The organism is Kribbella sp. NBC_00709 (assembly GCF_036226565.1).
GTDB lineage: Bacteria > Actinomycetota > Actinomycetes > Propionibacteriales > Kribbellaceae > Kribbella.
On sequence record NZ_CP108996.1, the window covers coordinates 6,899,329 to 6,914,029 of the forward strand.

Consider the following 14,701-nt stretch of genomic DNA (forward strand, 5'->3'; position numbering starts at 1 on the left):
GAAGGAGTCAGTTCTTGACCGCGCCGAGCATCATCCCGGCGACGAACTGCCGCTGCATCCGGACGTAGACGATCACGACCGGTACGACGGACAGCGTGAGGCCGGCGGTGAGGGCCGGCCAGTTCGTGGAGTACTGGCCCATCAACGTGAACAGCACCGGCTGCAGGGGGAGCGCGTCGGTGTTGCGCAGTACCGTGTTGGCGATCAGAAACTCGTTCCAGGTGGACAGGAACTGGAAGATCACCACGGTCGCGATGCCGGGCCGGGTGAGCGGCAGGATCACCCGCCGGAAGATCGTCAGCTCGCTGCCGCCGTCCACCCGCGCCGCCTCGATCAGCTCGTCCGGCAACGTCTGGAAGAACGCTCGCATCAGGAACATCGCGAACGGCGCCGACCCGGAGATGTACAGCACCAGCAGTCCGGCCTGGCTGTCGAGCAGACCGAGCGACTTGAGCTCGAGGTACAGCGGGATGATCAGCGCCGTCGACGGCATCATCAGCGTGGTCAGCAGCAACACGAAGAGCGTGTTCCGGAACGGGAAATCCAGCTTCGCGAACGCGTACCCGCTGAGCGTCGCGAAGATCAGCACCCCGATCACCGTCACCGACGTGATCCAGACGCTGTTCCAGAAGTGCAGTGGGAAGTCGATCGACGTCCACGCGTCCTTGTACGCCACACCGGTGAACTTCCGCGGGATGATCGGCCCGTTGAAGATCGTGTTCTGCTCCCGCAACGAAGTCAGGAGCATCCACACGAACGGGAACGCCATCAACAGACAGAACGGCAGCAGGACGAACGTCGCGAACGACTTCCCGATCCATTTGGTCCTCATCGGTCCGCCCTCCGCGTCAGCCAGAGCTGGGCGATGACCGCGAGCGTGCAGAGCACCATCGTCACCACGCTGAACGCGCTGGCGTACCCGAGCTGTGGGATCGAGCCGGACGTCGAACCGAACGCCAGCGAGTACAAGTACGTGCCGAGTACTTCGCTGCCGTGGTTCGGCCCGCCGCCGGTCATCACGAAGATGATGTCGAAGGCCTTGAACCCGTTGAGCAGGCCGAGGCTGACGATCAGGCCGGTGACGATCCGCAGACTCGGCACGGTGATGTGGCGGAACTGCTGGACCGTGTTGGCGCCGTCCATCGCGGCGGCCTCGTACAGGTTCGGGTCGATGCTCTGCAGGCCGGCGAAGTAGATCAGCATGTTGAACCCGAGCCCGCCCCAGACCGTGACCACGATGATCGCCGGCAGCACGGTCTTGTGGTCGGCCAGCCACGGGTGCTGCAGGCTGTCCAGACCAATTGCCCCGAGCAACCGGTTGAGCGTGCCGATGTTCGGGTCGTAGATCAGCTTCCACAGCACCGCCGACACGACGAACGACACGATCCCCGGGATGAACAGGATCGTCCGCACGACCACGCCGACCTTCGACCAGACCACGTTCACCAGCACCGCGGTGACGAGTCCGAGGAACGTCAGGACCGCGGTCGTCACCCCGGTCAGCACCAGCGTGACGATCAGCGCCCGGCGCGCGACCGGGTCGTGCAGCATCCGGCTGTAGTTGTCGAAGTGCACGAACCGCGGCGCCCCGAACCCGCCCCACGAGGTCAGGCTCAGGTACGCCGTGTACAGGATCGGCCACAGCACGAACGCCAGGAACAACGCGAACGTCGGCCCGATGAACAGGAACCCGGCGATCCGCTGCGACCGTCGCAACGGCGATCCGAACCGGTACGACGTTCGCCCGGCGGACCGTCGTACGACGTCGTGCCGGGAGAGCGTTGTCACCATCCGATCAGCCGCCCTTGGCGTTCTGGACCGCCTGCTGCATCGCCTTGGCGACCGCCGCCGGCTCGCCGCTGCCGTCGAAGATCTTCGCGAGCGGATCGCCGGCCGCCACCGAGCCGGGCCCGAACGGGATGTGCGGGCACCCGTCGCCGTCGAGCAGCCACGACGTCATCTGCTTCATGATGGGCAGCTCGATCCGGGCCGCGGCGCTCTTGGTGGCCGGCATCGAGTTCGAGTCGTTCATCGTGGGGGAGTACTGCTCCGCGGAGTACATGAACTTCAGGAACTCCAGCGCGGCGTCCTTGTTCTTGCTGTTCGCCGCGACCGCCCAGCCGGCGCCGGCCTGGTTCGCGGTCCAGTGCCGCTTCCCGGGCGCGATTGCCGGCGTCTTCATCACCTTGTACAGCTTGTTGAACGCCGGGGTCGCGTCCTTGGTCAGGCCCTGCGGGGTCCAGCTGCCGTTGAAGAGCATCGCCGACTTGCCGGTGTAGAAGATCTGCGGGGCCTGGTCGCCGCTGGTGCCCGTGGTCCCGGGCTGGAAGACGCCGCCCTTGACGATCTTCTGCTGCAGCTCGATCGCCTGGATCACCTTCGGATCCTCGTAGGTCGTGCCGTCCTTGAGCTGGTCGAGCTTCAGGTAGTACGTCGGGTCGTCGGCCACCTGCGTGATCAGCGGCAGGAAGAAGTCGAGCGAGCTCGTGGTCGGGTTGCAGCTCAGCGCCACCGGGAACTTGCCGGTCGCCTTGATCTTCTGCGACGCCGCGATCAGGTCGTCCCAGGTCTCGATGCCGTCCTCCTCGACCCCGGCCTTCTTCAGCATGTCCGGGTTGTAGAAGATCCCGAACGTCTGCGCCATCCAGCCGACTGCGTACTGCTTGCCGTCCAGGGTGTACTCCTGGTTGGCCGAGTCGAAGAAGTCCTTCAGGAAGTCGTCGCCGAGCTCCTGCTTGAGGTCGGCGGAGATGCCGCCGGTGCCGTACGTCAGCGCCCGCGTGTGCGGCGCGAAGATCTCCGGTACGTCGCCACCCGCGACCGCGGCCTGCAACGCCGGCAGGTACTGGTCCGGGGTGCCGAAGATCCGGTTCTCGATCTTGATGTTGCTGTGCGCGGCCTCGAACGCGCTGATCAGCTTCGGGAACTGATCCTCCTGGTCGTTGTACCAGGACCACATCCGGACCACGGCCTTCCCGCCGCTGGTGGTCCCGCCGCCGCTGTCGCTGCCACCGCAGGCAGCCAGCGTGGATCCGAGAGCGGATCCGAGGCCGAGCGCACCCACCGCCCCTTTGAGAACTGTCCGCCGCCGCACGTGCTGTTCGCCCATCGGAGACTCCTCGTCGTTCGCCTACTCAACTTCCTAACTGAAAGTAAGAAAGCGGTCAAGGCCACAGTTGAGTTTCCGGAGTTTTCCCTCGCTTAGGGTTGGGCCATGGTGATCCGGTTGAGCGAGCAATGGCCGGAGGTGAGCCCCGACCGCCTGCTGTCGGAGTGCGTCCCTCCGCCGAGATTCGCCGACGCCCGCTTCACCACCTACCGCCCTGACCCGGACGAGCCCTCCCAGTCCGAGGCGCTGGCCGCCCTCACCGCCCGCGCCGCCAAACTGGCCGCGCCCAGGCAACCCACGTCGCTCTGGGCACGGCTGCGTCGCCGGCCGTCAGCCCCAGGCAAACAGGGCATCTACTTGGACGGCGGCTTCGGAGTCGGCAAGACACATCTCCTGGCCTCACTCTGGCACGAGTCGGCGGGGCCAAAGATGTACTGCACGTTCGTCGAGCTCACCAACCTGGTCGGTGCCCTCGGCCTTCGCACAGCGGTCGACGCGCTCTCGTCGTACCGCTTGATCTGCATCGACGAGTTCGAGCTGGACGATCCCGGCGACACGATGCTGATCTCCCGCCTCATCGGTCAGTTGGTCGAGGCCGGGGTCGAGTTCGCCGCGACGTCCAACACGTTGCCCGACAAGCTGGGCGAAGGCCGCTTCCAGGCAGTCGACTTCCTCCGCGAGATCCAGGCCCTGGCCGCCCACTTCGACGTACGCCGCATTGACGGCCCCGACTACCGCCACCGCGGCCTCCCCGTCGCCCCCGACCCATGGCCCGACGACAAGGTCGAACAGGATGTCGCGGAACGCCCCAACGCCTCCTGCGACCACTTCGTCGACCTGCACCGCCACCTCGCCGAGCTGCACCCGAGCAAGTACGGCGCCCTCCTCGATGGCGTGGAGACGGTAGCCATCACCGACGTACGACCGCTGACCGACGAGAACGTCGCGCTCCGGATGGTCGTACTCGCGGACCGGATGTACGACCGCAACCTCCCGTTGCTGGCCGGCGGCGTACCGCTGGATCAGCTGTTCTCGCCGGAGATGCTCAAGGGCGGCTACCGCAAGAAGTACCTCCGGGCGCTCTCTCGCTTGATCGCACTCGCTCGCGCCGCCTGATCCCAGGCCTGATCCCCGAGCATGCTTCCCTGGACGGATGAGTCGACGTTCGCTCTCGCTCTTGCTGCTGGTCGTGGCGCTCGGGCTGCTGTTCGCCGGCGGGTTCGTGCAGTTCGACGACACGTCCGGCTTCGGCTCCGAGCGGTGGATCCTGCCGCTTGGAGCCCTGGCATTCGTCCCGGCGGTCGCGTCGGTCCCGGCCGCCTGGCCTGATCCGAAGGCGCGCCTGTGGCTGGGTGTCGCCCTGGCCGTCCTGACCGCCCTCCTGGTCTGGGCGAGCATCTCGAACGACGGGTTCCGATTCGTCTGGAACCGGGGCGAGGGCGAACTCGCCATGCTGGAGTTCGCGACCGGCCTGGTCGCCTTCGTGCTGATCGCGAACGGCGTACAGCCGGCGCCGGAAAGCGAAACAGCGGCCGAACCAGCTGGAGCCCGGCCCGGACCAGGCAGGTGGCTGGTCCGTACGGCGGTCTATCTGTGCGGGACGATCGTCGTCGTGCTCGTCGCGTTCGCGATCGGAGCGGACTACTACGCAAGGACCGAGTGCCCCGACGACGGCGACTGCCTGGCCCCGCTCGGCGGGGTCGTGTGGGGCGCGCTCGCCGTACCCGTCTGCGGCCTGGCGGTTCTCGTGATCGAGATCGTGTTGTCGCGGCGTCGTCGGCGCAAAACCGCTGAAGTCGGGCGTGGATGAGGCAGGATGTGGAGATGGCGAAGCAGAAGAAGGGCGACAAGGCTGCTGCTGGGGGACTGCGGGAACAGTTACGGGTGCCGGCCGGGCCGGTTGACCTGACGACGTACGACACGCGTGCGACGCCGGGCTTCAGCGGCTCCAAGGACGACGGCAAGATCGCGCTGGACGAGCTCGGCGCCGAGGTCTCGGACTGGCAGGAGCGGCTGTTCGCCGAGGGGCGGAAGGACGGCACCCGCAGCGTGCTGCTGGTGCTGCAGGGGATGGACACGTCCGGCAAGGGCGGCGTGATCCGGCACGGCGCGGGGCTGATGGACCCGCAGGGCCTGAAGATCACGTCGTTCAAGGCGCCGACGCCGGCCGAGAAGCGGCGCGGGTTCCTGTGGCGGATCAAGCAGGCGCTGCCGGGCGAGGGAATGATCGGGATCTTCGACCGGTCGCACTACGAGGACGTCCTGATCGCGCGGGTGCGCAACCTGGTCACCCCGAACGTGTGGGACCGGCGCTACGACCAGATCAACGACTTCGAGGCCGAACTGGCCGCGAACGGCACGACGATCCTGAAGTGCTACCTGCACATCTCGCCGCAGGAGCAGCGGGCGCGGCTCGAGGCGCGGCTGGACGACCCGACCAAGCACTGGAAGTACAACCCGGCCGACGTCGACGAGCGGCAGCTCTGGCCGGATTACATGGACGCCTACCACGCGGCGATCGAGCGCTGCAATGCGCCGGAGGCGCCGTGGTACGTCATCCCGAGCGACCGCAAGTGGTACCGCAACTGGGCCGTCACCACGATCCTCCTGGAGACGCTGAGGGAGCTGGACCCGCAGTGGCCGGTCGCGGACTTCGACGTGAAGAAGGAGAAGGAACGCCTGGCAGCAACCTGACATCGGCTAGGTGGCTCCGGTCAGGTGCCGCCTACGGTTACCCCCATGGCGTTGCTCCTGGCTCTTCTGGCCGTCCTGGGGATGGGTGGCTACCTCTGTGTCTTCGTTGCGTTGCATGTGCTGCCGACCGGCTACCACCCGGTCCGGCATGCCGTCAGCGACTACGGCGTCGGCAGCTACGCGTGGCTGTTTCGCTGGGCGCTCGTGGCGTCGTCGGTCGGCATCCTTGCGCTGGCCGCCGGGCTCGCCGTCGAGCCCGGCACACCCACGGTGACCGTGCTGCAGCTGGTGTTCCTGTTCCTGATCCCGGTGATGCGGGTCGGCATGCTGAAGTTCCCGACCGACCTGGAAGGGCAGCGACTGACGAAGTCCGGGCGGCTGCACTATCTGTTCGCGGTCGCCGCGTTCGCGCTGACGTACTCCGCGATCGCCGACCTGACGCCCGAACTCGGATCCGTCGGCGCGTGGGAGTCGGTGGGAGGCTTCCTGGCGGTGCTGCGCATCATCGCCCTGGTGTCGCTCGTCCTGCTGGTGATCGCGCTCGTGCCGCGGCTGCGGGTGGTGTTCGGCCTGTTCGAGCGCGGGTTCCTGCTCAGCACGAACCTGTGGTTCCTGACGGCCGGGATTTGCCTGCTCGTCGAAGCCGCGAGCTGAGCGTCAGCTGTCGGGATCGATGTCGTGCTGGCGGAGCAGGTCGCGGAGCCTGGCGACCTGCTCGTGCAGGCGCTCGTTCTCGTCGAGGACGGCGTTCAGCTCGTGGATCAGATGGTGCCGGCGGCCGTAGGTCGTCCACGTCGGGCCGGTGTCCTCGGTGAGCATGCCGGCGACGAGGGCCTCGGAGCGCTCGCGCCAGTTCATCCGCTCCTCGAGCTTGCGGCGTACCTGATCGATGTCGGCGGCAAGCTTCGTGATGATCTGGCCGCCGACGCCGTCGCGATCGTTCAGTACGCCGAGCAGTAGGTGCTCCGGGCGGACCTGCTCCGCGCCGCGGGCCCGTGACTCACCCCATGCGTACTCGAACGTGCTCTTCGCCCGCGGGGTGAAGGGGATCGACCCATCGGCGGTGCCCTTCCCGCGGCCGATGATCTCCAGCACCAGGTCCTTGACGGCTGTGGCCGTGATCCCGAGCGGGGCCAGCACCCGGGCGGCGATGCTCTGGCCCTCGGTGATCAGCCCGAGCAGCAGGTGCTCGGTCCCGACGTACGCGTGATCGAGGCTCCTGGCCTCCTCCTGCGCCAGGACGATGACCCGCCTGGCGGGGTCGCTGAACTGCTCGTACATCCGAATTCCCCTCCACCATTCCTGCTCGACATCGAGCGTCAGCGTCTCTTCGCTGAGCAGCAGATCGAGGCGCAGGTCCTCCTGCAGGTCCTCCGGTCGCACCGGCCGATGCTCGAGCCGGCTCCGGATGAACGCCCCGGCCTCGCGATAACTCGCCTCGCCCGCCGTGATCCGATCGAGCAGGTCGTCGACGTCCTCGACCGGCTCCAGTTGCAGCTCGGCCCGATTCAACGAGACGAACTGCAGGACGATCGCCACCGCCACCACGCGATCGGCCCCGCCGAACGGTCGCGCCCGCACCAGGCCCGCAAGCAGCACCCCGGCCGACTCGGCCAGCCCACTGGTCAACCGGACACTGTCCAGCACCCGCTCGACCGCGTTCAGGTCGGTCCGCAGTACCGCGTCCGCCGAGCTGCAGCGCAGCACCCGAGCCGCAATCGCCAGCACGTCGTACGGACCGAGGTACCGCATCAGCCGTCACTCCGAAGCCGGCGCAAGGACTCCTCATGCCGGGCGAGGTTCGCCTCGAGCAGTCGACTGAACTGGCTGTCCTGCCGCCGCTGATCCACCAGCGCCGCGATCGCCTCCCGCGCCACGTCGGACACCGACCGCCCCTCCACCGACGCCACCGTCTGCAACCGCTCAGCCAACTCAGGATCGAGCCGCAGCAGGATGTTCTTGGTCACGTCCTTCGCCATGGATATCAAGATATCACGCTAGCTGGCCGTGGGCGCATGCGTAACCCATTGGATTGGCCTCCGGAGGGCAGTTTCGGTGGGTTGTGCATGCACCCAGGACCACCTGTGGACAAGTTCCGCGGCGGGCCGGCGGGATTTGCGACGCTTGGCCCCATGGCTGACGTCGTCGAAGTCCTGCAGAAGGCCGGTGGCAGCGCGACCTTCGCGCAACTCCGGCCGTACGTGCATGGCCGGGCTTTACGGATCGCGCTGGCGGAGGGCCGGATCAAGCGGGTCGCGAGAGGCTTGTACGGCTTGCCTCTCGATGTCTCGGCGCTGACCGTCGCGCGGGCGCACGGCGGCGTGCTGTCGCACGAGAGCGCCGCCGAGCATCACGGACTGGATGTCGTCACGACCCCACTCAAGCCGCACGTCACCGTCGGGCGGACCCAACGCAGGAGGAACACCAAACTCGCCTGCACCCTGCACTGGACGGATGCACCGGAGCTCGACGGAGCGACGACCCCTCTGCGCACGGTCCTCGATTGCGCGCGAAGCCTGCCGTTCGGCGAGGCTCTTGCGGTTGCCGACTCGGCCTTGCGGAAGGGGCTCCTGTCGGCGGACGAGCTCCGTGCGGCGGCGATCGCCGTCCGGGGGCCCGGTCGGAGCCGCGCGATCAGGCTGGCCGAGGCGAGCGACGGCCGCGCTGCGTCCGCCCTGGAGTCGTTGCTGAGGGCCCGCGCTCTCGAGGCCGGCTTCGCCGGCTTCGTCCCGCAGCTGGTGATCGCCGACGATGACTTCTACGCCCGCGTGGACCTCGGCCACCCCCGGCTGCGACTCGTGCTCGAGGCCGACTCGTTCGCGTTCCATGCGTCTCGCGAGGCGCTGCGCCGCGACTGCCGCCGTTACGTGAACCTGGCGATCCGCGGGTGGACCTTGCTGCGGTTCTCGTGGGAGGACGTGGTGCTCGACGAGGCCTGGGTGGGTGACGCCCTCGCGGCTTTTGGACGTACGCGCAGGCAGAACCCCCTCAAACGGGCGGCCTGAGCCGCTCAGGAGGGGGTTCTGCCTGCGTGCAGGGTCAGGCGGTGCGGACCAGCTCCGGGCGGGTCATGATGACCGGGCGGGGGGCCGGGTCGAGGGTGAGGAGGTCGAGGCCGGCTACGCCATAGCGGAGGAGGACGAGGCGGGCTACCTCGGCGCTGACGCCGAGCGGTGCGGAGACGGCGACGGCGCCGGCGCGGCGGGAGGTGGACTCGGCGCGGTCCGGGAGTACGCCGGGCGCGAGGAACAGGGACCCGACCGCCACGTGCCGGCGGCCTTCGAGGCGCCACTTGAGGACAGCCTCGGCGGGCGACGGGGAGGCGGCGCAGACGAAGGCGGCCGTGACGGGGAGCTTGTGCCGTTGACCCCACAGCCGGGCGAGGCGCGTGACGCTCGCGTTCGCGTGCGAGTCGCTCGAGCCTGCGCACGCCAGCACCAGCGCGTCCAGTTCGCGGACCCGCCCGTCCTTGAGCTCGGCGCGCATCCGGCGGTCCAGTACGTCGAGCAGCGTGTCGTCGTACCCGAGCACGTCGGACGCGATGATCCGCAGCCCCGGGAACCGCGAGCGCGCCTCGTCGACGACGGCCGGTACGTCGATCTTCGCGTGGTACGCCGACGACAGCAGCAACGGGAGGACGACGACCTCCTCCACACCCTCGGCGGCGAGCTTGCCGATCACCTGGTACGGCGTGGGCGGGCAGTGGTCGAGGAAGGAGGCTTCGATCCGCAGGTCGTCACGCGTCTCGCGCAGGCACTTCACCAGCGAGTGGACGGTGGCGGCCGAGCGCGGGTCGCGGCTGCCGTGGGCGAGGATCACGAGCGCTGGAGCAGTCACAGCAGTTCCCCTTCTTCGTCGTCGATCATGCCGGCTGCCAGCGTCCACCCGTCGTGGGCGTCGATCAGCAGGAACGATCCGGTGATGGTGTTGCTGGAGTACGGGTCGGCGGCCAGCGGTGCGGCGATCTTGAGTTGCACCTTGCCGATGTCGTTCAGTGCGAGCTCGGTGGCGTCGATGACTCCGAGCGTGTCGAGGTCCAGCGCGCCGGTGATCTTGGTGACGATCGCCTGCGCGGTGGTGGTGGTGTGCTTGATCAGCACCCGGGCCCCGACGGTCAGTGGCCGGTCGGACAGCCAGCTCACGGTGGCGGCCAGCTCCCGGCGGGTGCCGGGGGAGGCCTCCGCGGCCACGATGACCGATCCGCGGGCCACGTCGAGGTCGTCGGCGAGCCGGACCGTGACCGCCTCACCGGCGACCGCGGACGGCCGCTCGACGACGGTGGTCGAGGTCGCGGTGACCACGGCCCGGTCGATGCCGGAGACCGAGGTACGGCGACCCGCCGGGAGCACGATCACCTGGTCGCCGACCGAAACGGTGCCGGAGGCAACCGTACCGGTGTAGCCGCGGTAGTCGCGGTACTCGTCGTCGGTCTGCGGCCGGATCACGTACTGCACCGGGAACCGCAGCGGCTGCTGCGAGTTGTCGATCCGCCCGCCGGCGTTCTCCAGGTACTCGAGCAGCGTCGGGCCGTCGTACCAGCTCGTCGCGGCGGACTTGTCGACCACGTTGTCGCCGACGAGTGCGGAGACCGGGATGGCCTGGACGTCGGCGATGCCGAGCTGGTCGGCGACCTCGTTGACGTCCTTGGCGATCTTGGTGAACCCGGCCTCGTCGTAGCCGACCAGGTCGATCTTGTTCACCGCGAGTACGACGTGCGGCACCCGGAGCAGACCGGCCACGGCCAGATGCCGCCGGGTCTGCTCGAGTACGCCGTGCCGCGCGTCGACGAGGATGATCACCACGTCCGCCGTCGAGGCTCCGGTGACGGTGTTGCGGGTGTACTGCACGTGCCCGGGGCAGTCGGCCAGGATGAACGAGCGCTTGTCGGTGGCGAAGTACCGGTAGGCGACGTCGATCGTGATGCCCTGCTCGCGTTCGGCCCGCAGGCCGTCGGTGAGCAGCGCGAAGTCGAAGTCGCCGCCGCGGGCCTCGGAGACCGTTTTCACGTGCGCGATCTGGTCGGCGAGGATCGCCTTGCAGTCGTGCAGCAGCCGGCCGACCAGCGTCGACTTGCCGTCGTCCACCGATCCTGCGGTTGCCAGACGCAACAGGGTGCTCATCAGAAGTACCCCTCTCGCTTGCGGTCTTCCATCGCGGCCTCGCTGGCGCGGTCGTCGGCGCGGGTCGCGCCGCGCTCGGTGATCTCGCTGGCCGCGACCTCGACGACCACCTCGGCGGCAGTCCGGGCTTCGGAGGCCACGGCGCCGGTGCAGGACATGTCGCCGACGGTGCGGTACCGAACGGTGCGCTTGGCAACGGACTCGCCGTCGCGCGGCTGCGAGTACGGGCCGACGGCAAGCAACATGCCGTCGCGCTCGAACACGTCCCGCTCGTGTGCGTAGTAGATGCTCGGCAGCGGGATCTGCTCGCGCTCGATGTAGTTCCAGATGTCGAGCTCGGTCCAGTTCGACAGCGGGAACACCCGCACGTGCTCGCCGGGCCGGTGCTTGCCGTTGTACAGCGACCACAGCTCCGGCCGCTGGTTCCGCGGGTCCCACTGCCCGAACTCGTCGCGCAGGCTGAAGATCCGCTCCTTCGCCCGGGCCCGCTCCTCGTCGCGGCGGCCACCGCCGAAGACGGCGTCGAAGCGGTGCCCGTTGATTGCGTCGAGCAACGGAATCGTCTGGAGCTGGTTCCGGGTGCCGTCGGTACGCTCGCGCAGCCGGCCGTCGGCGATGTACTCCGCGACCAGCGCGACCTCGAGCCGCAGCCCGAGCTGCTCGACGACCGCGTCGCGGTAGGCCAGTACCTCGGGGAAGTTGTGCCCGGTGTCGACGTGCAGCAGCGTGAACGGCACTCCGGCCGGCGAGAACGCCTTGCGGGCCAGGTGCAGCATCACGATCGAGTCCTTGCCGCCGGAGAACAGGATCACCGGCCGCTCGAACTCCGCCGCCACCTCACGGAACACGAAGATGGATTCACTCTCGAGAGCGTCGAGCTCTGTCACGGTCGCGGTCATGTGTGCAACCCGCATTCGACCTTGCCCGTGCCGGCCCAGCGGCCGCTGCGGGCGTCTTCGCCCGGCGCGACGCGTTGCGTGCAGGGCTCGCAGCCGATCGACGGGTAGCCGTCGTACTGCAAGAGGTTGACCAGTACGCCGTTGTCCTGGATGTACGTGTCCAGGTCGTCCTGCGTCCACGGGGCGATCGGGTTGAGCTTGACCATGTCGCGCTTCTCGTCGTACTCGACGACCGGGGTGTTGGCGCGGGTCGGCGCCTCCTCGCGACGGATGCCGGTGACCCAGGCCTTGTAGCCGGACAGGTAGCGGTTCAGCGGCTCGACCTTGCGCAGGGCGCAGCACTTGTTCGGGTCGCGGTCGTGCAGCTTCTCGCCGTACTCCGCGTCCTGCTCGGCGACCGTCTGCTTCGGCAGCGCGTTGATCAGGTGGATCGGCAGCGTCGCGGCCACCGCGTCCCGGGTCCCGATCGTCTCGGCGAAGTGGTAGCCGGTGTCGAGGAACAGTACGTCGACACCGGGCGCCGCCTGCGCCGCCAGATGGGGGAGCGCGCCGTCGGCCATCGAGGCGGTCACCACCAGGTCATCGCCGAAGGTCTCCCGCGCCCAGGCGAGCACCTCCACCGCAGACGCGTCGGCGAGACGTTCGTTCGCCTCCTCGGCGATCGTCTTCAGATCCGTACTCATTCCACCGTCACCCGCAACCCGATCATCTTCAGCTGGAACACCCGTGCACACGGCCGGCACTCCCACGCGCCATGGCCTTCTTCGGAGGGCCTGAGGTCCTCGTCCCCGCAGTAAGGGCAGTACAGAGGTGCCGCACGCTCACTCATCGCCGTCCTCGCTTCGCTGCGGCGTCGATGAGCGATGCACTGCTGTGCTTGCTGGTGACCTCGCTGCGCTCGCTCACGTAAGTGCCTCCTGGTCCGCTCGGGTGACCCACTGGGCGAAGCGTTCGCCCTCGTTGCGCTCCTTGAGGTAGTTCTGGGTGACGCGCTCGACGTAGTCGGTCAGGTCGTCCGCCGTGACCTTGTGACCACGCAGCTTCCGGCCGAAGCCGGCGTCCAGGCCGAGGCCGCCGCCGAGGTGCACCTGGTAGCCCGGCACCTGGTTGCCATCGGCATCCATCACCAGCTGGCCCTTCAGGCCGATGTCCGCGACCTGGATCCGGGCGCACGAGTTCGGGCAGCCGTTCACGTTCACGGTGATCGGTACGTCGAGCTCCGGGATCCGCTCCTCGAGCTCGTCGATCAGCTGGGCCGCCTTGGCCTTGGTCTCGACGATCGCCAGCTTGCAGAACTCGATGCCGGTGCAGGCCATCGTGTTCCGCCGCCAGGCCGACGGGTTCGCCTGGAACCCGAGCGCGTTCAGTTCGGCGACGAGCGAGTCGACCTGCGACTCCTCGACGTCGAGCACGAGCAGCTTCTGCTGCGCGGTGGTCCGGATCCGGTCCGACCCGTGCTTCGCGACCACGTCGGCGACCTGCGCGAGCTTGGCGCCGGAGACCCGGCCGACGACCGGAGCGACACCGACGAAGAACTTGCCGTCCTTCTGCTGGTGCACGCCGACGTGATCACCCTGTACGGCGGGAACCTCGGGCGCGGGCCCGTCGATCAGCTTCCGCTCGAGGTACTTCTCCTCGAGCACCTCACGGAACTTCTCCACACCCCAGTCCGCCAGCAGGAACTTCAGCCGGGCCCGGGTCCGCAGCCGCCGGTACCCGTAGTCGCGGAAGATGCTGGTGACGCCCCACCAGGCCTCGGCGACCTCGTCCAGCGGGATCCAGGTCCCCAGTCGCTGCGCGAGCATCGGGTTCGTCGACAGGCCGCCGCCGACCCACAGGTCGAAGCCGGGGCCGTGCTCCGGGTGCACCACACCGACGAACGCGATGTCGTTCACCTCGGGTACGACGTCGTGCGACGGGTGACCGGTCAGCGCGGTCTTGAACTTCCGCGGCAGGTTGGAGAACTCGTCCGACCCGATGTACTTCGAGACGATCTCGTCGATGGCCGGCGTCGGATCGATGATCTCGTCCGCGGCGATCCCGGCGACCGGGCTGGCGATGACGACGCGCGGTACGTCGCCGCAGGCCTCGGTGGTGTACAGCCCGACCGCCTCGAGCTTCTGCCAGATCGCCGGCACGTCCTCGATCGCGATCCAGTGCAGCTGGATGTTCTGCCGGTCGGTGATGTCGGCGGTGTCGCGCGCGTACGTCGTGGAGACCTCGGCGATCACCCGCAGCTGCTCGGTGGTCAGCTGGCCGCCCTCGATCCGGATCCGCATCATGAAGTAGCGGTCGTCCAGCTCTTCCGGCTCCAGCGTCGCGGTCTTGCCGCCGTCGATGCCGGGCTTGCGCTGGGTGTACAGCCCCCACCAGCGGAACCGGCCGCGCAGGTCGGCGGGGTCGATCGAGTCGAAGCCCCGGTGCGCGTAGACGTTCTCGATCCGGGCCCGGACATTCAGGCCGTCGTCGTTCTTCTTGTTCTCCTCGTTCTTGTTCAGCGGCTCGCGGTAGCCGAGCGCCCACTGCCCTTCGCCCTTGCCCTTGCGCGGGCGGGCGGGTTTACGGGCAGCCGGAGAGGTGACGCCAGCAGTCATCGGGGGCGTGTCCTTGTCCTCGTGACAGGTGCTCACCGAGGGCGGCAGGATCGAAGCGTCGTCGATTCGATGCGTTCCGCGCGGTGCGCACCCAGCGGTGATCGGGAGGGATCAGGGGGCCGTCGTTGGCCCGGGCAGGGTGGCTGTCAGAACATCGAAGGACAACAGATGGCGCTGCGCATCCGCCCGAGGTCGACATGAATGCGACCTACGAGGTGGGTGGAGAGGGCAGCGAGCATGTCCACAAGCGTCAGCGTCAGAGCCGGACTTTGCAACTGTCAATCC

The 14,701-nt window shown here is 68.2% G+C and carries 15 protein-coding genes; 5 read left to right on the forward strand and 10 right to left on the reverse strand.

Annotated features, from left to right (window positions below):
- Positions 1-7: 7 nt before the first annotated feature.
- The 3 genes from OHA18_RS33725 to OHA18_RS33735 are packed head-to-tail and all read right to left on the reverse strand — an operon-like array spanning position 8 to position 3,109.
- On the reverse strand, positions 8-832 hold the full coding sequence (locus OHA18_RS33725) for a carbohydrate ABC transporter permease (RefSeq protein ID WP_328999397.1): 825 nt from the start codon (positions 830-832) through the stop codon (positions 8-10).
- Positions 829-1,791 (reverse strand): carbohydrate ABC transporter permease, encoded by a 963-nt coding sequence (locus OHA18_RS33730; RefSeq protein WP_328999398.1) that lies wholly within the window; start codon positions 1,789-1,791, stop codon positions 829-831. Before OHA18_RS33730 ends, OHA18_RS33725 begins: the two co-directional genes overlap by 4 nt.
- A 4-nt stretch (positions 1,792-1,795) precedes the next feature.
- Positions 1,796-3,109: an ABC transporter substrate-binding protein gene (locus tag OHA18_RS33735; RefSeq protein WP_130438525.1), complete on the reverse strand. Its 1,314-nt coding sequence runs from the start codon at positions 3,107-3,109 to the stop codon at positions 1,796-1,798.
- A 105-nt stretch (positions 3,110-3,214) separates the two neighbouring features.
- Between OHA18_RS33735 and zapE the strand changes: the two genes are divergently transcribed.
- From zapE to OHA18_RS33755, 4 genes are read left to right on the forward strand one after another with little or no spacing between them, the layout of a single operon-like run.
- The gene (zapE, locus tag OHA18_RS33740) at positions 3,215-4,225 is read left to right on the forward strand and encodes a cell division protein ZapE (protein ID WP_328999399.1); all 1,011 of its coding nucleotides are present in this window, start codon (positions 3,215-3,217) and stop codon (positions 4,223-4,225) included.
- Between the two features lie 37 nt (positions 4,226-4,262).
- Positions 4,263-4,919 (forward strand): hypothetical protein, encoded by a 657-nt coding sequence (locus OHA18_RS33745; RefSeq protein ID WP_328999400.1) that lies wholly within the window; start codon positions 4,263-4,265, stop codon positions 4,917-4,919.
- Between the two features lie 14 nt (positions 4,920-4,933).
- Entirely contained in the window at positions 4,934-5,803 is an 870-nt protein-coding gene (locus tag OHA18_RS33750) for a polyphosphate kinase 2 family protein (protein ID WP_328999401.1), read from the forward strand.
- A gap of 45 nt (positions 5,804-5,848) precedes the next feature.
- Complete coding sequence (locus OHA18_RS33755; RefSeq protein ID WP_328999402.1) at positions 5,849-6,457, forward strand: DUF998 domain-containing protein; 609 nt, start codon at positions 5,849-5,851, stop codon at positions 6,455-6,457.
- A 3-nt stretch (positions 6,458-6,460) separates the two neighbouring features.
- Here the strand turns inward: OHA18_RS33755 and OHA18_RS33760 are convergent, their stop codons facing one another.
- Entirely contained in the window at positions 6,461-7,555 is a 1,095-nt protein-coding gene (locus OHA18_RS33760) for a Clp protease N-terminal domain-containing protein (RefSeq protein ID WP_328999403.1), read from the reverse strand.
- The gene (locus tag OHA18_RS33765) at positions 7,555-7,782 is read right to left on the reverse strand and encodes a ribbon-helix-helix protein, CopG family (RefSeq protein ID WP_328999404.1); all 228 of its coding nucleotides are present in this window, start codon (positions 7,780-7,782) and stop codon (positions 7,555-7,557) included. The genes OHA18_RS33760 and OHA18_RS33765 overlap by 1 nt, the downstream gene beginning before the upstream one ends.
- Before the next feature lie 153 nt (positions 7,783-7,935).
- Between OHA18_RS33765 and OHA18_RS33770 the strand changes: the two genes are divergently transcribed.
- On the forward strand, positions 7,936-8,808 hold the full coding sequence (locus OHA18_RS33770) for a DUF559 domain-containing protein (RefSeq protein ID WP_328999405.1): 873 nt from the start codon (positions 7,936-7,938) through the stop codon (positions 8,806-8,808).
- Between the two features lie 34 nt (positions 8,809-8,842).
- On the opposite strand, the gene OHA18_RS33775 is transcribed toward OHA18_RS33770, so the two are convergent.
- The 5 genes from OHA18_RS33775 to OHA18_RS33795 all read right to left on the reverse strand — a co-directional run bounded on the left by OHA18_RS33775 (position 8,843) and on the right by OHA18_RS33795 (position 14,416).
- Positions 8,843-9,640: a sirohydrochlorin chelatase gene (locus OHA18_RS33775; RefSeq protein WP_328999406.1), complete on the reverse strand. Its 798-nt coding sequence runs from the start codon at positions 9,638-9,640 to the stop codon at positions 8,843-8,845.
- Positions 9,637-10,923 (reverse strand): sulfate adenylyltransferase subunit 1, encoded by a 1,287-nt coding sequence (locus tag OHA18_RS33780; protein ID WP_328999407.1) that lies wholly within the window; start codon positions 10,921-10,923, stop codon positions 9,637-9,639. The genes OHA18_RS33775 and OHA18_RS33780 overlap by 4 nt, the downstream gene beginning before the upstream one ends.
- Positions 10,923-11,822 carry a sulfate adenylyltransferase subunit CysD gene (gene cysD, locus OHA18_RS33785; RefSeq protein ID WP_328999408.1) on the reverse strand — a complete coding sequence of 300 codons (900 nt, stop codon included), beginning with the start codon at positions 11,820-11,822 and terminating at the stop codon, positions 10,923-10,925. Before cysD ends, OHA18_RS33780 begins: the two co-directional genes overlap by 1 nt.
- Positions 11,819-12,505: a phosphoadenylyl-sulfate reductase gene (locus tag OHA18_RS33790; protein WP_328999409.1), complete on the reverse strand. Its 687-nt coding sequence runs from the start codon at positions 12,503-12,505 to the stop codon at positions 11,819-11,821. Before OHA18_RS33790 ends, cysD begins: the two co-directional genes overlap by 4 nt.
- A gap of 219 nt (positions 12,506-12,724) precedes the next feature.
- A complete protein-coding gene (locus OHA18_RS33795; protein ID WP_328999410.1) occupies positions 12,725-14,416 on the reverse strand; it encodes a nitrite/sulfite reductase in 1,692 nt (563 codons plus the stop codon).
- Positions 14,417-14,701: the final 285 nt, after the last annotated feature.